General features: G+C 32.4%; 26 protein-coding genes. 7 read left to right on the top strand and 19 right to left on the bottom strand.

The features are described from left to right. Window positions 1–8: 8 nt before the first annotated feature. The 13 genes from HMPREF2801_RS00850 to HMPREF2801_RS00790 all read right to left on the bottom strand — a co-directional run bounded on the left by HMPREF2801_RS00850 (window position 9) and on the right by HMPREF2801_RS00790 (window position 8,298). Window positions 9–977, bottom strand: coding sequence for a hypothetical protein (locus HMPREF2801_RS00850; RefSeq protein WP_070610090.1), 969 nt, complete (start codon window positions 975–977; stop codon window positions 9–11). Next, window positions 970–1,476: a PilW family protein gene (locus tag HMPREF2801_RS00845; protein ID WP_070610088.1), complete on the bottom strand. Its 507-nt coding sequence runs from the start codon at window positions 1,474–1,476 to the stop codon at window positions 970–972. Before HMPREF2801_RS00845 ends, HMPREF2801_RS00850 begins: the two co-directional genes overlap by 8 nt. Then, the gene (locus HMPREF2801_RS00840) at window positions 1,421–1,801 is read right to left on the bottom strand and encodes a type II secretion system protein (protein ID WP_070610086.1); all 381 of its coding nucleotides are present in this window, start codon (window positions 1,799–1,801) and stop codon (window positions 1,421–1,423) included. The genes HMPREF2801_RS00845 and HMPREF2801_RS00840 overlap by 56 nt, the downstream gene beginning before the upstream one ends. Continuing rightward, entirely contained in the window at window positions 1,785–2,228 is a 444-nt protein-coding gene (locus tag HMPREF2801_RS00835; protein ID WP_070610084.1) for a prepilin-type N-terminal cleavage/methylation domain-containing protein, read from the bottom strand. Before HMPREF2801_RS00835 ends, HMPREF2801_RS00840 begins: the two co-directional genes overlap by 17 nt. After that, the gene (locus tag HMPREF2801_RS00830; protein WP_070610082.1) at window positions 2,215–3,396 is read right to left on the bottom strand and encodes a hypothetical protein; all 1,182 of its coding nucleotides are present in this window, start codon (window positions 3,394–3,396) and stop codon (window positions 2,215–2,217) included. The genes HMPREF2801_RS00835 and HMPREF2801_RS00830 overlap by 14 nt, the downstream gene beginning before the upstream one ends. Then, on the bottom strand, window positions 3,383–3,931 hold the full coding sequence (locus HMPREF2801_RS00825; protein WP_070610080.1) for an SGNH/GDSL hydrolase family protein: 549 nt from the start codon (window positions 3,929–3,931) through the stop codon (window positions 3,383–3,385). The genes HMPREF2801_RS00830 and HMPREF2801_RS00825 overlap by 14 nt, the downstream gene beginning before the upstream one ends. Before the next feature lie 8 nt (window positions 3,932–3,939). Continuing rightward, window positions 3,940–4,659, bottom strand: a complete 720-nt coding sequence (radC, locus tag HMPREF2801_RS00820) for a RadC family protein (RefSeq protein WP_070610078.1) — start codon at window positions 4,657–4,659, stop codon at window positions 3,940–3,942. Between the two features lie 4 nt (window positions 4,660–4,663). Beyond that, window positions 4,664–5,239: a Maf family protein gene (locus tag HMPREF2801_RS00815; RefSeq protein WP_070610073.1), complete on the bottom strand. Its 576-nt coding sequence runs from the start codon at window positions 5,237–5,239 to the stop codon at window positions 4,664–4,666. Between the two features lies 1 nt (window position 5,240). Further along, window positions 5,241–5,750: a Gx transporter family protein gene (locus tag HMPREF2801_RS00810; RefSeq protein ID WP_210394441.1), complete on the bottom strand. Its 510-nt coding sequence runs from the start codon at window positions 5,748–5,750 to the stop codon at window positions 5,241–5,243. Then, on the bottom strand, window positions 5,747–6,142 hold the full coding sequence (locus HMPREF2801_RS00805) for a NusG domain II-containing protein (RefSeq protein ID WP_070610070.1): 396 nt from the start codon (window positions 6,140–6,142) through the stop codon (window positions 5,747–5,749). The genes HMPREF2801_RS00810 and HMPREF2801_RS00805 overlap by 4 nt, the downstream gene beginning before the upstream one ends. A 168-nt stretch (window positions 6,143–6,310) precedes the next feature. Beyond that, window positions 6,311–6,493, bottom strand: coding sequence for a 50S ribosomal protein L32 (rpmF, locus tag HMPREF2801_RS00800; protein ID WP_019124550.1), 183 nt, complete (start codon window positions 6,491–6,493; stop codon window positions 6,311–6,313). Window positions 6,494–6,495: 2 nt separating this feature from the next. Next, the gene (locus HMPREF2801_RS00795) at window positions 6,496–7,029 is read right to left on the bottom strand and encodes a YceD family protein (protein WP_070610068.1); all 534 of its coding nucleotides are present in this window, start codon (window positions 7,027–7,029) and stop codon (window positions 6,496–6,498) included. 72 nt (window positions 7,030–7,101) lie between these two features. After that, on the bottom strand, window positions 7,102–8,298 hold the full coding sequence (locus HMPREF2801_RS00790) for an acetate kinase (RefSeq protein ID WP_070610067.1): 1,197 nt from the start codon (window positions 8,296–8,298) through the stop codon (window positions 7,102–7,104). Between the two features lie 101 nt (window positions 8,299–8,399). On the opposite strand from HMPREF2801_RS00790, the gene HMPREF2801_RS00785 reads away from it, so the two are divergent. Next, window positions 8,400–9,542 carry a tRNA(Met) cytidine acetate ligase gene (locus HMPREF2801_RS00785; protein ID WP_070610065.1) on the top strand — a complete coding sequence of 381 codons (1,143 nt, stop codon included), beginning with the start codon at window positions 8,400–8,402 and terminating at the stop codon, window positions 9,540–9,542. 57 nt (window positions 9,543–9,599) lie between these two features. Further along, window positions 9,600–10,256 (top strand): hypothetical protein, encoded by a 657-nt coding sequence (locus HMPREF2801_RS00780; protein ID WP_070610063.1) that lies wholly within the window; start codon window positions 9,600–9,602, stop codon window positions 10,254–10,256. A gap of 229 nt (window positions 10,257–10,485) precedes the next feature. On the opposite strand, the gene HMPREF2801_RS00775 is transcribed toward HMPREF2801_RS00780, so the two are convergent. From HMPREF2801_RS00775 to HMPREF2801_RS00760, 4 genes are all read right to left on the bottom strand, one after another. Beyond that, window positions 10,486–11,235 (bottom strand): YfjL-like protein, encoded by a 750-nt coding sequence (locus HMPREF2801_RS00775; protein WP_070610062.1) that lies wholly within the window; start codon window positions 11,233–11,235, stop codon window positions 10,486–10,488. Between the two features lie 86 nt (window positions 11,236–11,321). Further along, window positions 11,322–13,865: a DUF4268 domain-containing protein gene (locus HMPREF2801_RS00770; protein ID WP_070610059.1), complete on the bottom strand. Its 2,544-nt coding sequence runs from the start codon at window positions 13,863–13,865 to the stop codon at window positions 11,322–11,324. A gap of 80 nt (window positions 13,866–13,945) precedes the next feature. Beyond that, complete coding sequence (locus tag HMPREF2801_RS00765; protein ID WP_070610057.1) at window positions 13,946–14,641, bottom strand: hypothetical protein; 696 nt, start codon at window positions 14,639–14,641, stop codon at window positions 13,946–13,948. A gap of 396 nt (window positions 14,642–15,037) precedes the next feature. Continuing rightward, the gene (locus tag HMPREF2801_RS00760) at window positions 15,038–15,304 is read right to left on the bottom strand and encodes a phospholipase D-like domain-containing protein (RefSeq protein WP_070610055.1); all 267 of its coding nucleotides are present in this window, start codon (window positions 15,302–15,304) and stop codon (window positions 15,038–15,040) included. Between the two features lie 186 nt (window positions 15,305–15,490). On the opposite strand from HMPREF2801_RS00760, the gene HMPREF2801_RS00755 reads away from it, so the two are divergent. From HMPREF2801_RS00755 to HMPREF2801_RS00745, 3 genes are read left to right on the top strand one after another with little or no spacing between them, the layout of a single operon-like run. Next, window positions 15,491–16,903 carry a Y-family DNA polymerase gene (locus tag HMPREF2801_RS00755; protein ID WP_070610053.1) on the top strand — a complete coding sequence of 471 codons (1,413 nt, stop codon included), beginning with the start codon at window positions 15,491–15,493 and terminating at the stop codon, window positions 16,901–16,903. Window positions 16,904–16,919: 16 nt separating this feature from the next. Next, complete coding sequence (locus HMPREF2801_RS00750) at window positions 16,920–17,264, top strand: hypothetical protein (RefSeq protein WP_070610050.1); 345 nt, start codon at window positions 16,920–16,922, stop codon at window positions 17,262–17,264. Next, entirely contained in the window at window positions 17,261–17,572 is a 312-nt protein-coding gene (locus HMPREF2801_RS00745; RefSeq protein ID WP_070610048.1) for a DUF5960 family protein, read from the top strand. Before HMPREF2801_RS00750 ends, HMPREF2801_RS00745 begins: the two co-directional genes overlap by 4 nt. Before the next feature lie 145 nt (window positions 17,573–17,717). Here the strand turns inward: HMPREF2801_RS00745 and HMPREF2801_RS00740 are convergent, their stop codons facing one another. After that, on the bottom strand, window positions 17,718–18,959 hold the full coding sequence (locus tag HMPREF2801_RS00740; protein ID WP_070610046.1) for an FprA family A-type flavoprotein: 1,242 nt from the start codon (window positions 18,957–18,959) through the stop codon (window positions 17,718–17,720). An 11-nt stretch (window positions 18,960–18,970) separates the two neighbouring features. Then, window positions 18,971–20,908, bottom strand: a complete 1,938-nt coding sequence (locus HMPREF2801_RS08990; RefSeq protein WP_083303685.1) for an acyl-CoA dehydrogenase family protein — start codon at window positions 20,906–20,908, stop codon at window positions 18,971–18,973. Between the two features lie 319 nt (window positions 20,909–21,227). On the opposite strand from HMPREF2801_RS08990, the gene HMPREF2801_RS00730 reads away from it, so the two are divergent. Together HMPREF2801_RS00730 and HMPREF2801_RS00725 are read left to right on the top strand one after the other, a co-directional pair. Continuing rightward, the gene (locus tag HMPREF2801_RS00730) at window positions 21,228–21,809 is read left to right on the top strand and encodes a nitroreductase family protein (protein ID WP_070610043.1); all 582 of its coding nucleotides are present in this window, start codon (window positions 21,228–21,230) and stop codon (window positions 21,807–21,809) included. Beyond that, complete coding sequence (locus tag HMPREF2801_RS00725) at window positions 21,809–22,828, top strand: PTS sugar transporter subunit IIC (RefSeq protein ID WP_070610041.1); 1,020 nt, start codon at window positions 21,809–21,811, stop codon at window positions 22,826–22,828. Before HMPREF2801_RS00730 ends, HMPREF2801_RS00725 begins: the two co-directional genes overlap by 1 nt. The last annotated feature ends 30 nt before the right edge of the window (window positions 22,829–22,858 follow it).

The raw sequence follows: 22,858 nt of genomic DNA, 5'->3' as shown, positions 1-22,858 counted from the left end.
CCTCCATATTAAGTATTGTCTTCTAAATCATAATAGTTAAGTGATCTTGGCTGAAATTTTATATAATCAGGTAGCACTGAACTAAAATCTCTTAAGACTAGTGGATGATATTTAAGGCTTATACTAGGATTTTTGTCGTATAAATCAATTAAATATCCCTCTAATTTGCAATTATTAGAAATTTGCGCATTATTATTTACAATAATTATACCAGATATTGCATTATCATTAAACAAAACTTTATCATTTAATAATAAAATTTGATTATTTACACTTGACTCAATCTTTAGACTACCATTTTTTTGATTAATTACCTTAACATCATCTAAAGAATAAAGTGGATTTCTCTTTATAATTTTTTCTTCGGTTTTTTCATCAAATTCTTCAACTTCTTCAAAAATAAATTTTTTGCCCTTCTCTTCTCCGTAAATAAAATCGCCATCTAAGTCTATTACTTTTTTGCCAGGCATAGACCAATTATTATTGTCAAAAGACTTTTTTATTTTTTCTAAATCATCTTTATTTATTTTCCCAGAATTTAAAACTCCATCCTCCTCTTTATAAATTTTATTTACAAAATTCGCCCTAATCCTTGCTCCAGCAAGTGAATTTTTATATTTTACTTCCGTCCTCAATTCTACTAAATCCACATAATTTTTATTTTTATCCACAGAATCTTCATTTGATATTACAAGCTTTTCTAGCTTTGTGTCACTGGGCAAAGATTTTATGCTTAAGTTCTTTGAATATTTCCTTGATAAAATAAATTCCTTTAATTCCTGGTTAAAATTTTCTTCAGAAATCTTCATATTTAAAACAGATTCTGCTGCGTATTTTGACTGAATCCTCTCAACTCTATGTAAATTTATATAGGAAGTATTCGATGTGTAGGAATAAATAAAATAAAAGAAGAGAGCAAGTAGTGAAATTAAAATTATTGTAAAAATATAGATAAAGCCTTCTTTTTTCTCATTCATAGAACTGTATCCTCTTTGCAATTTTAAAACTTATTTTATCAAGGTCGTTATAATTTAAATAAATCTTAAAATAATTTCCCTCATCGCTAATTCTAAAATCCTCTATATTTTCCGTCAGAGCATTCTTTCCCTTTGCATAAAGTCGGTCAAATCTTGTGAGATTATTTTCTGTTGAGGCAAATCTATATAATTTGCCATTCATTTTGCCGTAATTAATATAAATATATTTCCCTTGAAATTCTTTTATAAAATAAATTTTGCCGCCAATATTTGTGTAATAATCAGAACTTTCGATTTCATCTTTTATGTACTCAAGGGCATAGGACAAGTCTGAATTTACATTTTGATTTATATAAGTTTTGTTGAGAGCCTTTTGTGAAATTCCCAAAATAGAAGTTAAGACCATGCCTATAATTAGAAGCATGGCAATGGAAAGGACAAGTTCAATTAGTGAATAGCCCTTCCTTCGGCAGGTAAACCTCCATTTTAATTTCTTCATCACTATCTCGCCTCTTTCCCCTGACAATAACATGATTTAAATTTCCCTCACTATTTTTCGTCACATCAATAATAAAATCTTGATTCTCTACTTCTCCACTGTCAAAGTTTGTTTTTAAATCCTTGTTGTTATAAGACTCACCAATTATTTCTTCCATTTTTGAATTTACAGCATAAATTAAAAGTTCTCTTTCTTTTAAATGATTTTGATTTTCCAAAAGGCTAATAATATTGGGCATAATTACAGAGGCTATTAGTCCAATAAGAGCTATGGAAAACAGGACTTCAATCATCAAATGTCCTCTATTTTTAGTTTTTAAGTTCATAATAATTCACCTTGCCAGTGACAGGCTCCACTGTGATTTTAGTTGATTTTTTATCCCCTATGGAGTAAATAATTGTGCCAGCAGAATTATTGCTAGCCACATAGGAAGGCTTGCCGCCACTTGTAAAATTAATATTTCTAACATTTGTTGACTTAAGTTTAACTAATTTATTAAACTTTACAGCCTTGGTCTTGCTACCAAAAACCATTTTGTAGCCATCATCTTCTATTTTTATACTAGTTTTACAATTATTTACTTGGGCGTAATTTTTTAAAAACTTTATGTCAAGGGCAAGACTTTTAATTTGTTCCCTGGCTTCAATTTTGTCGCGAACATTAAAATTAATCATGCCTATAGACAAAAGTATCATTGTAATTGCAAGAGTTATAACTAGTTCAATTAGGGTAAAACCTTTATATCTCTTCATTGTAGTCAACTTCTTTTACAAAAAAGAATAGGTCTTTATTATTTTTCGGCACTAAATAAAGATAACTGATGTTTTCTGCAAATAAATTTATCCTAAACCACTCACCTTCATATATGCTTCCTTTGTATGGAATTTTTTCTCCCTTAAGATTTACAAGTCCAATTTCTTTACATGAATCATGGGGAAATAAAATTGAAAGAGAAATTTCCTGACAATTCTTTTCCACTCCAAGTTTTATGTCGTCGTAAATATTTTCTGTCTTTGCATAAAAGGATGTAACTCCAGATTGACTATAAAAATTTGTACTAGTGTTGTCATCAACTAAAAATTTATTTTCCTTGGAATTTTTGTTATCAAAATCTAAGTCATCAAAAAGACTTTCAACCTTATCCTTAGACTTATTATTTGAACTGTCATTTAAATCATCAAAAATTGATAAGGATACCTCCTGACCCTTTATTTTATTGTCCTTATTTTGACTTACTTTTGCAGAAACTTTTTCTGCTGCTGGAGCTTTGCTTGGATTTATGGCTTTTGTATTTGTAATTTTTTGAACTTTACTATTTTTTACTTCTTTAGTCTTAGTATTTTTTATTTCTTCAGCCTTAGTATTATTATCTTCCTTAGGGTTTAAATCCTCCCCACCAGCATCTTCAATATCCATCTTTTCTTCTTTATTTTCGCTAAAGTAGGCTTCCTTTAAATCTGAATAATAAATTGCCTTAGATGGTTTTTCTGCCTTAAATCTGTATGTAAAAGTGTTTTCGTCCCTTCTATTTAACTCAATATTTGAATATCCATAATAATTCGTAAAAGACGAAATTTTACTTATTTCGCTATTTTCAATTTTTCCAGAAATTGCAAGAGTTTCTATATCAGTCTGCCCTTCCTTGGTGAAATTATCTCTGTTTAAATTATTTTCAGCAGAAATTTTATCAATATTTTCCTTTGAAAAATCCTTAAGGCCACTGTACTTGTAGCCTGGCTCTTCACTTTTAAGGCTTTCGTTAAAGTCAACTTCTGAGACCTTTTGTGCCTCAGCTCTTATGAGAAAATTGTAAAATAAAAACTCTATAAATAACAAAATCAAAATTACAAATAAAATCTTTTCTCGATTTGAAAATCGCCTGTAACCAATTTTTTTGCTCAAAATATCAAATATATCCATTTAATTTTTCCTCTACAAATTCTGCCAATTTCTCATGAAGCCTTTCATTTGGATGTATTCCATCGATTAAATCATCTTCAATATAATTTTCTTTAGCATAGTCGTAAAATGAAATGACTTTATAATCCTTGGCATTTTCCTTTAAAACTTTGTCAAGATTTTCTATATTTGTGTTTACTGAATAAAAGTTAATAAAGCCTTCATAGGCCTCGTCTAAATTTTTAAAAGAAGTGAGATAAGGTGTGATGACAATAATTTTGCCGCCTAAGCTCTTTAATTTTTCTATGATTTTATTTATATTATTTGTGACATAGTCAAGAGATCTTCCATTATAAAAATCATTTAAGCCAATGAGAATAAAATATAAATCATAGGCCATCAAATTATTTATTGCATGTAGAACTTCGTCAGTGGTTAAACCATTTACTCCGTAGTTGTCAATGTCGTAACCTTTTCCCTGCAAATAGTAAATTAGAGATTTTCCTCCAACTAAATATCCTTCAAAGATGGAGTCTCCAAGGGCACAAATTCTCATAAAACCTCCTACATAAGTCCTTCTTCTAAGAAACTAAAATACTTATTATCACCTATGATTATGTGGTCTAAAATATCAATTCCAATTATCTTTGATGCCTCAACTAAGGTGTTAGTAAGGTCAATATCCTCCTTTGATGGCTTTGGATCCCCTGTTGGGTGATTATGTAACAAAATAATTGTGTGAGCATTATCAGATATTGCAGCCCTAAAAACCTCTCTTGCATGAACGAGAGTCATGTTTATAGTACCCTTAGAAATTTCTCTCACATAATTAATTTCTTTTTTCGTGTTTAGAGTCATAATCCTAAAGTGTTCTTCTTCTAGGACGCTCATGTCGCTTAAAACATAGTTTGCTGCTACTGATGGGGATGTAACCCTAATTTTTGAATCGTAAGAGCTTACAGAAAGTCGCATGCCCAGTTGCACAGCTGCAATTATCATGGCTGCCTTGGCTTCTCCAATGCCTTCCACTTGCATTAAGTTGGCAAAATTTGCATTTTTAAGACTATTTAAACCGTTCCTATCATTTTCTGATTTTAAGCTTCTAAGAACTTTATTGGCTGTGTCAATGGCTGAATCGCCGCTCTTGGACCCAGTCCTTATAATAAGAGCTAAAAGTTCGGCATTGGAGAGATAATTTGGTCCAAACTTTATAAGTTTTTCCTGAGGTCTTTCCTCCTCTGGCATCTCCTTAATAGTGTATCTTTCAATTTCTCTTTCTTTCATAAAATCACCACAAGCTTAAATTAAATAATCTCACTAAATCTCTATTTATCTTTCCTATTGGAAGTCCTACAATATTAAAATAGTCTCCCTCTATTTTTTCGACTAAGAGAGAGCCCTTGCCCTGGATTCCATAGGCACCAGCTTTGTCCTTATATTCAAGAGTGCCCAAATATTTTTCTATTTCATCATCACTTAAATCATAAAACTTTACAGAAGATTCTTGGTAGTTAACATATTTAATTTTTTGAGACAATTTAAAAATTGCATAGCCTGTAAAGACTCTGTGACTTCTTCCACTTAGACTTTTAATCATCTCTCTTGCATCCTCGCGATCCTTCGGCTTGCCAAGAAGCCTTCCCTCAAGTTCAACCAAGGTGTCTGCAGCTAAAACAATGGCTTCTTCATTATCCCTTGCCACTGCAATTCCCTTCTCAAAGGCAAGTGCCATGACAGTAGTCCATGGCGCATAGGAATCATCCTTTATCTCATTAATATCTTTTGAAACTACCTTAAAATCTATAAAATGGGATAAAATTTCTCTCCTTCTTGGAGAATTTGATGCCAAAATAATATTTTCCATTTCAAGCTCTCTCCTTTGATATATTTGTGTTGTCAACTATATAAATTGAAGCAAGTCCAACAAAAAATCCTGTGAAAATCCCTAAAATAACAAGCAGTGGCAGATAAGCAAGAATTGCTGTAGTTTTCATGATGTAGGATGCAACTAAAACTTGCCCTAAATTGTGAAAAAATGAGCCAATTTCGCTAATTCCTATTAAAGATAAATATTTTCTCAAAAATTTATGGGCAATAATCATGGCAAGTGAACTTAATAGAGCGCCGCCTAGGGAAAAAAGGAATCTAGACACAGCACCAGTAACCAGTGCCAAGATAACAGTCTTAAAAATTGCGACAAAAAAGCCCTCCTTATATCCAATGGCAACTATAGTTACAAGAACCACAATGTTTGATAGACCTAGCCTAGCACCTGGAATGGCTACAGGAAGTGGAATCACACTTTCAAAGAGACCAAGGACAATTCCAAGGGCACTAAGTAGAGATAAATAAATTAATTTTCTATTCTTTATCATTTTATTATCAAATCCAAACTATCATGGTTCTTTTTGTCAGAGACAATTTTTACCATGACTCTATTAGGTAGGCAGATGATTGAATCTCCAGGAATAGAAATTTTTCCCATCTTCATGCAAATTTTATCCTTGCAATTAGATTCATGCATGTGCACCTCACCCTTTTCAATTATTACTTCATTCTTACCATAAACAGTATTTATATCAATTTTTTCATATGTATTTTTAGTTAAAGGTACTTCTTTAAAAATTTTCCCATCAACAGTTATTACAACTTTTTTTGAAATGTTTGCATCTTCCTTGGGAAGTTTGTTTGTAAAAAAATAAATTAAAAAAGAAGCAATAACTATTAAAATAATAACTAAAATATCAGCTTTTTTTAACTTTTCCATAATTTTATTATATCACAAGTTTAAGAGGATTTTTTCAATTAAATTTTAATATAGTTTAACTTTAACTCGATTAAAAATTAAAAAAAATCTATAATATTCTAGACATAAATCTAAAATGTTATAGAGTAAAATTTTGCACAAAAAAAGCGAGACCTGAGTCTCACTTTATTATTCAGCTTCTGCAATAATTTCTTTGCCTGCATAGTGTCCACAAGAAGGACAAACTCTATGAGGTAATTTCATTTCATGGCAGTTAGGACATTCAACTACTGTTGCTTTATTTAATCTGTAAGAAGATGCTCTTCTCTTATTCTTTCTTTGTTTTGAAGTTTTTCTCTTAGGTACGGCCATTTCTACACCTCCTCATCTTTAAATAAATCTAATAACTTTCCAAATCTTGGATCCACTGTCTCTTCAACAGATTCTTCTTCATGACAATCACAAGGACCTTCATTTAAGTTCTTGCCACAATGAGGGCAAATTCCCTTGCAATCTTCACTGCACAAATTTTTACCAGAAATTGAAGTAATAATTTGTGAGAAAATAATCTCTGAAAGATCTACTGAATCATCAATAATTTTAAAATACTCGTCTACAGAATCCTCATCATATAGACTTGGGTCTTTAAAATTGTAAGCAATGTAAGATGTCTCTTTTTCATTTATAAAGTCTTTGAGGCATCTGTCACAGACTGCTTTGAATTTGTAGGAAATATCAAGACAAAGTTCTAATTCCCCTGTCAAATCATGAATATATCCCTTGTACTCTATTGGATAGATGATATTTAGATCTTCTAAACTCAAATCCGTGTCATTTTCCTTTAAGCTACCCTGGAAATCTAGCCTAACATCATCAGATGACAAAAAAGTACTAAGATCTAATTTCATATACTCACCTCAAAAATACATACAAATCATTATAACTTTTTATTTTTCAAATGTCAATAAAAATCTTGAAAATTATGCCTCAACAAGTGCCTTTGTATCTCTTGCAATCATAAGCTCTTCATTAGTTGGGATTACAAAAATCTTAATAGAAGAATCGTCAGCAGAAATAAGCTTGTCTTCTCCTCTTACATTGTTTCTTTCAGTGTCGATTTTAATTCCAAGAGATTTTAATCCATTAACTATAGATTCTCTCATTTCAATTGAGTTTTCGCCAACACCTGCTGTAAATACAATTGCATCAACATGGTCAAGTTCAGTCATGTAAGAACCAATGTAGCCACGAACTCTTTTTTCAAAGATATCAAGGGCAAGTTTTGCTCTCTTGTTTCCTTCATCTCTAGCTGCTTCGATATCTCTAAAGTCACTAGATACTCCAGAAATTCCAAGTACACCAGATTTTTTATTGATTAAAGTGTTAATTTCATCAGTAGAAAGATTTTCTTTTTCCATTAAAAATGGAAGAATAGCTGGGTCTAAATCACCGCATCTAGTTCCCATTGCAAGTCCTTCAAGTGGTGTGAAGCCCATGGAAGTGTCAATGGATTTACCATTTTTAACTGCACAAATACTTGAGCCATTGCCAAGGTGACAAGTGATTAAGTTAACTTCATTAACATCTTTTCCTAGCATTTCTGCTGCTCTGTTAGTGATGTATTTGTGAGAAGTTCCGTGGAAACCAAATCTTCTAATCTTATATTTTTCATAATATTCGTATGGAAGTGCATAGATGTAGCTTTCAGCTGGCATAGTTTGGTGGAAAGCTGTATCAAATACTGCAACTTGCTTAACATTAGGAAGAAGTCTTTGGCAAGCCTTGATTCCCATAATGTTTGGTGGATTGTGAAGAGGAGCTATTTCAACATTATCTTCAATTCCCTTTAAAACTTTTTCGTCAATAATAACAGATTGAGCGAAGTCTTCGCCGCCGTGTACAACTCTGTGACCTACTGCATCAATTTCATCAAGTGACTTAATTGCACCGTATTCTTCATTTGTTAGGGATTCCATTACAAGTTCAAGAGCTCTCTTGTGGTCTTGCATTGGAGTTTCAATAGTTTTCTTTTCCTTTCCTATTGTTTCGTGTTTAATTCTTGAACCTTCAATTCCAATTCTTTCAACTAAACCCTTTGCCATCAATTCTTCAGTTTCCATATCAATGAGTTGATATTTTAGAGAAGAAGATCCGCAATTAATTACTAATATCTTCATGTTTCCTCCTCATGTTTTTTAAATTTCTTAAATATAGTATAATAACTAATAATAAGTTTATAACAGATGTAAACATTAGTCAATAATTGGAGATTTAAAATATGAAAATTGCTTCTATAATTGCGGAGTACAATCCCTTCCACAGGGGTCACTCCTATCAGATCCAAAAAATAAAAAGTGAATACTCAGATTTTATTGTCGTAATCATGTCGGGAAATTTTGTCCAAAGGGGCGAGCCTGCCATAATAAATAAATTTGAAAGGGCAAAGATAGCAGTGGATAAGGGCGCAAGTCTCGTCCTAGAGCTTCCTCTCTACTATGCAACATCTAACGCAGAAATTTTTGCTCGCGGAGGCATTACTATTTTAAATTCTATGGAAATCATTGACAGACTTTACTTTGGTAGTGAAGATGACGCACCTACTTTAAAAAATTTGTCAAAAAAAATTTATAAAAATTTAGATGATGAGAAAATTAAAAAATTTTTAGCTGAGGGAAATTCTTATATAAAATCTCGCGAGCTCGCCATGGATTTTTTAAGTCAAAAAGAAAAGGAGATTTTAAAAAAACCAAATAACATATTAGGCTTGGAATACATCAAAAACTTAGAAAAGTTAAATTCAAAAATAGAAGCCCACTCTATGCCAAGAAAAAATGTAAATCACAAGGACGATTTTGCCCTTGAAGGCTTTGCATCAGCTTCACACATAAGAAGCCTTCTCTATAGGGGCGAAGATGTATCAAGCTTTTTGCCAGGCTATGACTTAGTGGTGGAGAATAAATTAGAAAATTATTTTGAAATCTTTAAATACAAAATGCTTGCAGGGAAAATAAATTTCACCGACTATTTTGACTATGAAGTGGGACTAGAAAATAGGATTTTAGAAAATTTAGACTCCAAAAACTTTGAAGAACTAATAGAAAAAGTCCACTCAAAAAGGCATAGCAAGTCAAGAATAAAAAGACTGGTCCTAGAAATTCTCTTAGACATAAAAAAAGATTCCATAAAAAAATCCCTTGAAACTCCCTACACAAGAGTCCTTGCCTGCGACGAAAGAGGCATAGAAATCTTAAAAAAATCAAAAAATAAAAATAAAATTTATTCCTTTAAAAGCTTTTACGACAAGTCTACTGGCATTACAAAAGAGATGCTTGATAAAGAAATCTTGGCAAATGACCTCTACAACATAAAATCTGGAAAAATAAAGACAGACTTCACAAGAGAAGTCTATAAAAAATTATAATTTTAATTAATTCTTAATGAGAATACACTAAATAAATTAATAATGGAGACAATTAAAATGGAAATAGAAGTTTTTAATGAAGTTCTTGGAGAAGGACTTGAACCTATCTTAGGACAAGACAGATATTATAATTCCCTTTCAGATTCAGAATGTTTTTATGAAATACCTGACTGGATTAATGGCACAGGCTACTACCAAGGAGCAGTTATTAGATTTTATGATTTATTAAGCAAGGAAGTCTATACCCCCTTTGAAAAAGAAAAAAATGTAAGCTATTCCTATGCAAAATTTAAAAATAATTTTTTCTATTTTTTAAAAGTAGATTTCAACAAAAATATTGTAGAATTAATAAAATATTATCCAGAACAAAGCTTAGAAAGTTTACACAAAATACCAATAAAGGAAGTGGAATTATATAATTTATCTTTAGAAGATGGCTATGAATTTCATATATGTAGCTCCTCTGATAGATTTATTTCTTACTACCCTCGTAAATTTAGCATAGACATGAAGCCAGCCCAATCAGTTTTATACATCGACAAAGATAGACTTTATATAAATCAATGGATTGAAGAAGGCATAGAAGGAGATAAAATAACCAATGACTATAAATACTATGAAAAATTACTTGTCCTTGATTTAGATGGAAATATAATCTCTGAAAGAAAAGGAAGTTTATCTCAGTACCCTAATGGAAAATGGTACCTCTCTTAAGTAACTTAATAAATTGCACCTATGAATCAATAAACATGTGGTATGTATTTGAACTTGCATAAGAAATTAATATAAGTAATCTTTATGACATAAAAAGCGAAAAAAGACTTAACAAAAAAGTTTATAAAATATTATAAACTTATAAAAATCAAATTTTTTAATTAAAGGCAAAAAGAAACTCTCACCCTAAGAAATCCTAAAATGGAAATCTTAGAATGAGAGTTTTTTATTAGTCTTTAGTCTCACTTATTGACTTTTCATAAATATTTGTAAATTCTTTTAGGTCTCTATTTCTCACAATTTCTTCTGGCACATCATGAACGCTAAGGGCACCTACCCATGACTCCGCTTCCCCATCAGGCTTTTTGTTTTCCTCTGGAATTAAAATAATAGAATATTTTGTCACCTTCAAAGAAGTCTTGTCCATAATTTTTTGCAAATCGCAAAGGGCATCTAAGCACTCTTCGAGGCTTGGCTTTTTAACATAGCCAAATGCCTGAGCATTTACATTTTCCTTAAAATTATCGAAATCAAACTCTTGATCTAGAACTAGATTTTCTCTAGGGACATCCTCAACTGTGTTTAAAGAAATTTCATAAGGGAAATTATACTTATATTGAAGATCTGCCCCATATCCCCTTAGCTCGTCTAATAATCTAATCTCGGTGTTAAACAAAATATCATCGTAAGTATTTTGCTTTAACTTACCAAAAGAGTCAAAGCCTAACATAAATGCAGTATCCTTACTAGTTTTGCTACGAAGCCTTACAGTGTAGTAGCCATCCTTAAAATTATAATAGGCTTTGTCACGATTTAAGTCCAAGTCCTTGTAATGAGCTTCAATATATTTAGTGGCAGACTTTTCCGCCATGAGCCTAGAAATAGGATTGCCAAAAAAGGCTAAACAAATGAAGGCAAAAATAATAGCTAAGAAAATAAATAAGCCAATAAAAACTTTACTTGCCTTACCCTTACTCATAACAAAACCCTCCTTTATTGGAATTTATTATATTATAACACAGAAAAAAACTCGAAGCCTAGCCCCGAGTTTTAATCCTTAATATATTATTTATCTTGGAATTCTCTTAGTCTAGGAACAAATTCCTTATAAAAGGCATCGCTCATATCAGCGTGGAATTTTGCAATTTTTTCCCAATTAGACTTATCCCTTGAGTTTATATTTTCTATTGAGGCGTCAATAGTGGAAACTTTTTTTTCATTCAACCTATTCCAAGATAGTTTATAGCCCAAATTATTTTCAATACTTTCCTTATTCTTATACAAATAATCAAAGGCAGCTTCATTTTCTTCCTTACTTGACTTATTTAATGTCATAGAAACTTTGGCGGATTTCATATAAAAATAGCAGGAAATATAAAATCTATTTATACCTATAGCTCCATTTATCCATGAACTGCTAGATCTGGTAACTTTTCTAAAAGTTTCATTATCTACATTTGCCTCCCTAATTATAGGAATAGCATAATCCCAATATTCTTCTTTTATATTTTCAGGAACTTTATCATAGTTATCGGATTCTTCAAAATAAAAAACTAAAGTCTCTAAATTTTCTTCAAATAATTCAAATAAATTTCTAAGTATTTTTATTTTTGTATTTGTATTATTATTTGTTGAAACAAAAATATTATCATCTATTTTTTCAAAATTGATAAAATCATTAGAGTCAGTAGAAAAACTATAGCCTAAAATATTATTTGGTTTTTCAATCACTAAATTTATTAACTTAGATTTATCTTCCTCATGCAATTTTTTTATTATAAAAGTAAAGGCCTCAGCCCAATTTTTAAAAGATAACTCTTCTCCTCTAAAGTTAATTTTTAGAATTTTCTTTCCCTTTAAATCATAATCATCATCAGCTAAGGAAATATACTCCACATCTTCTCTTTTTAATTCAAAATTTGTAGTAGGATACTCCCAAATCTCATAAACCGCTAAGTCTAATAGGTCCCTGTGCCTTTTTTCAATTTCATCTTCTTCCCAAGAATCCAATAAAGCCAAGTCTTGATTCATTCTTATGCCACTTTTCTTAAAACCATGTCTCCCTTCCCTCTTTTTCTCAAAAGAAGAATTTCCCATATCAGAATTATAGCCTGTAATAGTTAAGTTGCCCAACTTGTGCAGCCATTTTTCATGAATTTCTTCGGCATTATCTCCCAAGTCTTCGAACCAATCATCATTTAATTTTTGCGGCATAATGTGTTCAATACTATAAGTACCTTCATCTAGATGATTATAAATGTCCTTAGTCTCAACTGTCTTAAAGTTTTCAATCTTGTTAAATAAATAGTTTTTAAACCTACCACGCATTAAGTAGACTTCTTTATTATAGAAGTTCTCATAAAATTCTTCGTCCTTTGGGAACCTTGCAGAATCTTTCTTATTAATTAGATTATATTTTAATTTATCTACATAATTATCTGTAGACCCATCATATCTTATAATGTCCTTGTTTAAATTTAAGAAAATTTTATTTAAAGCATTTGTCGCAACTCCACAAATATTTCTTCTAAATAAATAATTTTCAATAGTTTCATAAACACCAATAAGGTCATTAAGACTTAACTTCCCTTCATCATTTAAGCTTAAGACTTCCATGAAGAAGGGCTCCGTTACAGTTATTTCCATTTTCATAAAATTAAACATAGAAGCATCTAAGGCTTTATTATTGAAGTCACTTTTCCCATCAAGTAGTTTCTTATAAAACTTAGAATACCTTAGCATGTCTTCCAATAATTTTTCTAAAGTATCATTATGTCTATTTACATAGTCTTTAAATTCAAAATAAACCTTCGCCATAGTTGGTGTTGAAGAAGTTTTTATGCTCAAATAATTTCTAACAAAATTGTCAATTTTTTTATTTGTTAAATCTTCAATCTTTATCCAATACTTTTCAAAATAATCGTTTTGTATATTTAGAGGCAAATTCATGAGTATAAAATTTCTTATCTTGTCTCCTTCACTTAAGGCAAGTCCAGTTGAATTTAAACTCTCAAAAATTAGCTGAGCATCATCATCTCTATCTAAAGTTATAGAAATAACTTGAAGCCTTTGAATAGCAAAATAAATTTCATCAATAATAGCAGAATCTTTTTTTAACCTATCATAAAAGTATTTAAAATTAATAGTTAAGTTAGAATTTTCTATGTAATCTTCTTTATCTTCAAAAATCAAATTATATAAAGCTTGTCTATCTCTTTTAACAGGAATTAATTTAATTCTATTGTCCTTATTAGCCCACTTGGAGATGACAAATCTCTCCATAATTTGGTCCCTTAAATCAATTTCATTAGACTTAACCTCTCCCTCTTCCACTAACTTTGCAAGAGCAAGAAGAAGTAAAGTCACAGTTGTAAGTCTCTGCTGACCATCAATTATGTGGAATTCAGTAATTGCACCGCCACCTTTTACATCAGAGACAATGCTGCCAAAAAAGTGAGTGCCTTTATTTTTAGTAAGTCTTAATAAATCATCATAAAGTTGTTTGCAGTTTTCAATTTTCCAATCATATCTTCTTTGGTAAACAGGAATAACATACCTGTTGTTAGGTCCTTCCAAGTAAGAAAATAAAAATATACCGTCGCCCTTCATCACTACCTCCATCTTTTATAATTATTTACATTTTACCATATGATAAAAAGAAGCAACTTTCTGTTGCTCCTTTAGAGTGATTAATATAATTCGTCAATCAATATGTCCTCTCCGTATGATAATTTTATTATTTCATTAATATCCATAACAATGATTTCATTAAAATCTTCTAAGTATTCTTTCAAGGTTTTTGTTAATCGTGAAGTATCAAAAACAAATACAAACTTTATTTTTTCATCGTGAAAATATGTTTTATACGACATGACTTGGCTTATGTATCTATCTAATATTTTCTTATTAAGATATCTAGAGTTTTTGATAACTTTAATTTCAAAAACATAAGTTATATTATCTTTTTTCGCAATTATATCAGGCATAATAATTTTGTTGCCTATTCTTATATGTGATCCGTTTATTATTGTATTGTAACCAATTTTATTTAAAGCATTTGCGATAATTATCTCTTTTGAATAAGCTTTTCTAATAGTTTTTAAGCTATCTCTTAATCTTTTATACTTAATCTTAATTATTGCTTTCTTTTCACCATGATTATTAACATTAAAACCAATTAGCATATCATCTACAATAGTAAAATCACCATGTGCTACAGCATTTCTTATGCATCGTAATAATGTTTTTGTTTTTGTGTGATTGGAATATTGAGTTAAAATTGCTTTCTGACAATGAGTACAGATCTCTCCTCGATAAAAATTCCATAAATCATCTGGAATTACTGCTTTGCTTTCTAAAAATAAAAAATCGTTTCCTTCACTCATTCCAAGATAACGGCAAATATAATCAAAAGTTAAATTATCATAAACCTTATTTTCTATAAGTTCATCTTTATACTATTGCACAGAATCAATATTTGGAATATACCATAATAAAGAGCTAATAGACTCATTAACTTCCTCCGGCCAATCCATAGGCTTAGGATTATGTTGAGTATCATATAATTTCACATTTCGACATTGACAGCACTTTTCGAAACCCATTTTTCATATCTCCTTTATATATATTATACCCTATTGTGCTTTCATTTTATTTCAACCGTTTCATTATCTTCTAATAAAAAAAGTTAGACATAATGAAATCTCAATGTGAGATTTCTCACTATTTATGCTACTTCTATATTATGTTCAACACTTTGTTTCCTTCACAGAATACTGAATCTATATATTTTCCATCAATTCTCTGGTTAGTTTGGTGTTGTTTTTTACTACTTTTTCTTTCTTTGATTTTTCCTTTATAAAAATTGGTGATGTAAATATGAATCTTAGTTCGTCTATATTTTTTAGTTCTTTTTTAAGCTGATCAAAGGCATAGATAGAAAAACTCGCTGCGGCTATTGAAATTTTACTTGATTTTTTTATTTGATTCTTTAAATCTTCTTTTAAAGTCTGATTGACATTGTCTATTAATTTAACTTGTTCTTCCAATTTTTTCACCTCGAAAAAATTTATCTAATAACTTAATTATAACATAGTGATAAAGAACTTTTGCTTTCATTGTGCTTATAAAGAAATTTTATTTTTCGAACTTGTGTTTCTCGCTCAAATGTTCTACAATATAGTTAAATAAACCTGTGTTTAAATATATTTTTATTTCTTTTTAGGAGGTGGCTTATGGGTTTTATTGATTATTCTTTGGAGCCAAGGTCTGATATTGCTTTTGTGGATATTAAGTCATTCTACGCCAGCGTTGAGTGCGTCATGAGAAAGCTTAACCCTCTCTCCACTTCTCTTTGCGTCATGAGTAGGTCTGAAAATTCTAGTGGTTTAATCCTCGCCAGCTCTCCTCTCTTTAAAAGGGTTTTTGGAAAGAATAATGTTGGTAGAGCCAGGGACCTTCCCTTTGATATTGAGACTCGGAAGTTTAGTTTTGAGAAGGCTAGACATCAAAATGTTGAGATCACTAAGTCTTATATTGATTATATTGAGAAGTGGGCGAAGAACACTCTCATCGTGCCGCCAAGGATGGCTCTTTATATCGAGGAAAATTTAAAAATTCAAAGGGTTTTTCAAAATTATGCTGCCAAGGAAGAGATTCTCCCCTACTCTATTGATGAGGGCTTTATCGACCTAACTAAGAGTCTCTCTTACTTTGTCCCCAATAAATGTATTTCTCGCCGCGACAAGTTGGACCTTGTGTCTTCCATGATTCAAAGGGAAATTTGGGAGTCCATCGGTCTTTATTCTACTGTGGGTATGAGCAATGCCAATCCTCTTCTCGCCAAGCTTGCCCTTGACAATGAGGCGAAAAAGACTAGGACTATGCGTGCCAATTGGTCCTACGAAGATGTGGAGACTAAGCTTTGGAGGATTAATGAGCTCACAGATTTTTGGGGCATTGGGTCTAGGATGAAAAAGAGGTTAAATGATCTCTATATTTTTTCTGTCAAGGACCTTGCTAATTACAATCCTGATATTTTAAAGAAAGAACTTGGCGTAATTGGTCTTCAGCTTTGGTTTCACGCTAATGGCGTGGACGAGTCCAAGGTCACTCTCCCCTACAAGCCTAAGTCCAAGGGTCTTGGCAATTCTCAAGTTCTTCCTCGCGACTATTCTAGTCAATATGAAATTGAGATTGTTTTATGTGAAATTGCTGAGCAGGTCGCCATTAGAATCAGAAGAATCAAGAAGAAGGTTACTGTTATTTCTATTCATGTTGGTTTTTCTTACAGTGAAAATAAAAAATCCATCAATGCAAGGAGGACTATTTCTCCAAGTCAGTCCACTCGAGTTTTGTGTGGTGAGGTTTTGAAACTCTTCCGTGAAAGGTATAAGGGCGGCGCTGTGAGAAATCTTGGCGTTACTTATGATAATTTAGTTGATGAGTCTTCTACGATTTTTAATTTTTTTGATGATTATAGGAAAATTGAGCGTGAGGAAAATCTCGACAAGGCTATTGATTCTATTCGCGACAGGTTTGGTTTTACTTCTGTTCAAAGGGCGACTTGCCTCTTGGAAGGCTCTCGCGTCATTGAAAGAAGCTCTTTAATTGGCGGTCACTGTGGCGGTATGGACGGCGCTATTTGATTTGTGAGGTGATTTTATGGTTGATAGGTCTTATTTGCCCTATAAGTCTGCAAGGGCTTATGTGGACAGGGGCATGGCAAAGTGGATGGGATTTTTTATTTCTGAGCACACTTCTGCCCTTTCCCACATGGGCGATGTCATTGATGTTTCTGAAGAGATGAGCCGCGATGATCTTGTTCTCGCCCTTAGTCAAGTTTATGTAAATGGGCTTTCTGTTCTGGTCTACACAAGGCTTAGGCTAGAGCCCTTTGTAGGTAAGGTCAATGAAATTTTTCAGGGAAGTATTTATTTATGTGGAGATGAAAGTCTTATTATTTCTTTTGGAGATATTATTAAGATTGTTCTTTTGGAGGAAGTATGAATGATTTAGAAAAAAGTTGTATTCAGTTTGATTATTTCTCTAACAATTATAAACGTTTTGAGGAAGATTTTTATAAGTTTGCCACTATTAACATTCCCCTAACTTTTTTAACTGATGATCTCTTGCTGCACATGGTTTCTACTGGGCACAATTATTTTAAACTCAATGCAAAAAATTCTGTGGACGAGAGGGACCATTATTTTGTTTTCAAAAAATTAAACAATAAGGATAATAAGTATATCAGCCAATTTGAGTATCTTGGAAATTTATCTACTGCCGAATTTTTTAAATTTTATTTCAGCAAATAGTTTTCAGCCCTTGGCTGATTTTTTTTCAATTTTTTTACATAAAAATATCTGTTAGAGATTTACTCCCCAACAGACATTATAGAGCCAAAAAAATTCGGCTATATCAAATGATATAACCGAATTTAATATCCACACCGCTTTGGTATTATTGGTTAGCGGATTTTTCTTTAACTTCTCTAATTTTTGCCATAGATTCAATAATAGAATCTGCAAGAGCTTCCATGTCGTTTTCGTTAGCCTTGTTAAGAGCAGAGTTAAGTGTAACTCTTTCTGGAAGAACGTCGAACATCTTAAGATTTTCGTCGATATATTCTTCAATCTTGTCGCCAACTGTACAAGCCCAAGTACCATTTTCAATGATACCAACTGTTCTGTTTTGAACATTAAGAGCTTCAAGGTCCATTAAGAAGTTCTTCATTACAGGATAAATACCTAAGTTGTAAGTTACTGATGCAATTACAATGTGAGAGTATTTAAATGTGTCTGCAATTAGGTAAGACATGTGAGTGTTACTTACATCGTGAACTACTACATTAGTCATTCCCTTGTCACAAAGTCTTGATGCAAGGGCTTGTGCAGCTCTTTCTGTATTTCCATACATTGATGCGTAAACAATCATTACGCCTTCTTCTTCTGGTTCGTATCTTGACCATTTGTCATATTTTTCGATGAACCAACCAAGGTTTTCTCTCCAAACTGGTCCGTGAAGTGGACAAATCATTTTAATGTCAACAGTTGATGCTTTTTTAAGAACATCTTGTACAAATGGACCATATTTTCCTACGATATTAGTTAAATATCTTCTTGCACTGTCAAGGTAATCCCTTTCGAAATTAACTTCGTCAGCAAATAATTTTCCATCAAGTGTTCCGAAAGTACCAAAGGCATCTGCTGCAAATAGTACTCCATTAGTTGTATCAAAAGATACAAGAACTTCTGGCCAGTGAACCATTGGTGCTTCTAAGAAGATAAATTCGTGCTTACCAAAGGAAATTGTGTCTCCTTCAGCAACTATCATTGCTTGTTCTTCGTTTACATGGAATCCATATTGACGCATGAATTCAAAGCCTTGTTCACTTGCGATTACCTTAACATCTGGGTATCTTAAAGTTATTTCATCAATAGCAGCTGCGTGGTCTGGTTCTAAGTGATGGATTACTAGATAATCAAGGTCTTCTCCATCAAGAACTTCAGAAACATTTTCTAAATAGTCTTTTACGCTTGACCAGTCAACTGTATCGAATAATACATTCTTTTCGTCTTTTAGTAAATATGAATTATAAGTTACTCCTTCAGGAATAGGAAATATATTTTCAAATAATTCTAATCTATGATCATTGCCACCAACATAGTAAAGATCATCTGTAACTTTTCTAACAGTATACATTATATCCTCCTTTATTTTCTATCAGCAGGGAAATCAGCTTCAATAAAGTTTTGTTTTTCTTCTTGACATTCTGGACAAGTCCAGTCATCTGGTAATTTATCAAAATCTGTACCAGGATCAATTTCACCTTCTGGATCTCCATAGTTTGGATCATATTCATATCCGCATCCTGGACATACCATTACTTTATAGTTTGGAGCTAATTTTCTAGGTTTAGATCTTCTAACTTTCTTCATTGGAGGTGCTTGTTCTTTTTCGCCAGTTCCAAGAGCTTCTGCAAGTAGTGGCATAATTTCGAACATATCTCCAACTATACCATAGTCACAATTCTTGAAGATTGGAGCACCTGCATTTTTGTTGATTGCAACAATAGTTGATGCGTTTTTAATACCCTTTAAGTGTTGGCTTGCTCCAGAAATACCACATGCAATGTATAGGTTTCCGTTGAATTTTTGTCCAGACATACCAACATATCTTTCAAGTGGTACAAGTTTTAATGTTTCAGCAACTGGTCTTGAAGAGCCTAGAGCAGCTCCTGCAGCGTGTGCAAGTTCTCTAGCCATATCCATATTTTCTTCTCCGCCAATTCCCTTACCAACTGAAACAACTCTTTCAGCATCGTAAACAGGAGTGTCGATATCAATTCCTACTGAGAAATCATATCCGTCTTTCTTTAAGTTCTTAACTAAAATTTCGACAGCTTCTTCTGCTGTGTCAGCTTTAATTATTTCTCTCTTTCTTTCTCCAGTGATAGGACCAGCCTTTTTATCTATTGCAGCAGCTCTACCTTTCTTCTTAGGAGCCTTACCAACAAGGTGACTTGCAACTACAACTCTTTGGATTTCAGAAGTACCTTCGTAGATAGTAGTGATTTTAGCATCTCTGAAGAATCTTTCTACGTCCATTCCCTTTAGATATCCATTACCACCGTGGATTTGAAGAGCTTCGTTTACAACCCACATAGCAACTTCAGATGCAACAGTTTTTGCCATTGCAGCTTCCATTGAATAATTTTCGTGATTTTGTTTCATTTCAGCAGCTGAATAAATCATAAGTCTTGCAGCTCTAATCTTAGTAGCCATGTCTGCAAGTTTGAATGCAACAGCTTGTTGTTGAGCAATTGGTCTACCAAATTGGATTCTTTCTTTTGCATAAGAAAGAGCAGCTTCGAAAGCACCTTGTGCAATACCAAGAGCTTGTGATGCAATACCAATTCTACCACCGTCAAGAGTTTGCATTGCAATTCTAAATCCTTGACCTTCTTTACCAAGTAAGTTTTCCTTTGGAACCTTAACATTGTTAAATTGAAGTTCAGCAGTAGTTGAAGATCTAATACCTAATTTGTCATAGTGATCTCCAAAAGTAAATCCTTCCCAACCTTTTTCTACTATGAAAGCAGAAATTCCGTGAGTTCCAATACCTGGTGTAGTAACTGCGTAAACAACATAAGTGTCAGCAGCAGGAGCGTTAGTAATAAAGATTTTATTACCATTCAAAATATAATAGTCGCCATCAAGTACAGCAGTAGTTTCTGTACCACCTGCATCAGATCCTGCATTAGGTTCAGTTAAACCGAAAGCTCCAAGTTTTTTACCTTGAGCAAGTGGTTTTAGATATTTTTCCTTTTGTTCTTTAGTACCAAAAGCTTGAATTGGATAAGAACCTAGTGATGTATGAGCTGATAAAATAACGCCAACACCAGCATCTACTCTTGATAATTCTTCTACGGCGATGGCATAAGAGATAACATCCTTACCTGCTCCACCTTCTTCTTCAGGATAAGGTAGACCCATCCAACCGTTTTCGCCAATTTTCTTAACGATTTCTTCTGGAAATTCATTGTTTTGATCAAGTCCAAAAGACAATGGCTTAATTTCTGCTTCAGCAAACTCTCTAATAGCTTTACGAAGAGCTTCATGTTCAGCAGTAGTCTTATACAAATTTGACATATTTTCCTCCTTTTTAAATTAAAGAATACTTGAAATATTTTTCACTTTAATTGTGAAAAACAAAAGATACACCAAAGCGGTATACAATAATTAAAGTATACAACAACTTACCTAAAGTGTCAAAACATTTTCATCAAATTTGAGTTAAAATTTTTAAAATTTTTTCTCGCATTATTATATTCTTTGACTAAAGCATATATACCCCATTTTATTAAATAAAACATGAATTTAGTTAATTTTAATAATTTATTGTAAAATAATTATTTTGTTATAAAATATAAAGTTAACGAGGATAAAAATTTACTTTAAAGGAGGAAAAATGAGTTTAGAGAATTTATTGGAGTGGAGAAGGTCTTATAGAAAGTTTGATGAGAGCAGGTCCCTTTCAAAAGAGGACATTGATGAAATTTTATCTTCTATTAAATTTGCATCTTGCGCCAACAACAGACAGTACCTTAGATTTGTTTCTGTTGAAAGTAGAGATGTGGTTTTGGAAATTTTTGAAAACACAAAATGGGCTGCTTCCCTACCTGACAATATGGGAAGACCAAAGGAAGGCGAAAGACCAGTTTATTTTATTGCAATTTTAAGTGACGATGAAAAAAAATTAAGATTTAATGGAATTGATGAAGGTTTAGTAATATCTAACTTAACTCTTACTGCTGCGGAAAAAGGCATTGGCTCTTGCATCATTGGAAGTGTAAGCGACAAAAGAATGCGTGAGATTTTAAATTATGAAGATAACTATTCCTGCGAAGTAGTAATTGCCTTTGGCTATCCAAAAGTTAAGTCAAGTATAAAGGAAATAGACGCAGGTGAAGACCAGTCTTATTACTTAGACGAAGATGGCAACTACATAGTGCCAAAATATAAAATAAAGGACCTTGTTAGGAGAATATGATGACAAAAGAAAATTTTAACGAAAAATTGAAGAAGAAGGCAAAGTTATATTTTATTGACGCATTAGGTGCCATGGCATTTGGGCTTTTTGCCACCCTGCTTGTGGGCACAATTTTAAATACCATTGGTAAAAGTTTTAACATTGAATTTTTGACAGAAGTCCTTTGGCCCTTAGCACAAAAGGCAACAGGACCTGCCATAGCAGTAGCTATTGCAACAGCAATGTCAGCCCCAAGTCTTGTAGTCTATGCTGCAACAGTTGTGGGCATTGCAGGCAACGAACTTGGCGGACCTATGGGAGTTTATATAGCCACAATTTTTGCTGTTGAGTTTGGAAAACTTGTCAGCAGAAAAACAAAAATCGACATTATAATCACTCCTGCTGTTACAGTTTTAGTTGGAGTATTTATTGCAAACTTCGTTGGACCATACATCGGTGCCTTTATGAACCTTCTCGGCGCAATTATTATTAATGCCACTGATAAGGCTCCTTTCTTTATGGGAATCATCGTATCTGTTATAGTTGGGATTGTCCTCACTCTTCCAATTTCATCAGCTGCACTTTGCATGATGCTTTCCCTTTCATCTCTTGCTGGTGGAGCTGCAACTATTGGCTGTTGTTGTCAAATGGTTGGCTTTGCAGTTATCTCTTATCGCGACAACAAAATGGAAGGGCTTGTGGCACAAGGTCTTGGAACATCAATGCTACAAATGCCAAATATTGTAAGAAAGCCAATAATTATTATTCCACCAATTATTTCATCGGCAATCTTAGGACCAGTTTCTACTATGGTCTTTAAACTTGAAAACACACCTCTGGGATCTGGCATGGGCACAAGTGGACTTGTGGGACAAATTTCTACCTTCACAGCAATGCCTGATGTTCCTTTTACTAAGCTTCTTGGCATAGTTTTACTTATGCACATAATTTTGCCAGCTCTTGTGACTTTTGCAATTTATGAAATATTTTATCGCAGGGGCCTAATTCAAGATGGCGACATGAAATTATATTTTAAATAAAATTGACGAGCTCAAGGCTCGTTTTTTTTT

This window comes from Peptoniphilus sp. HMSC062D09 (assembly GCF_001811425.1).
GTDB lineage: Bacteria > Bacillota > Clostridia > Tissierellales > Peptoniphilaceae > Peptoniphilus_A.
Note: the sequence above shows the minus strand (reverse complement) of the source record. Positions and strands in the feature narration are given on the sequence as shown.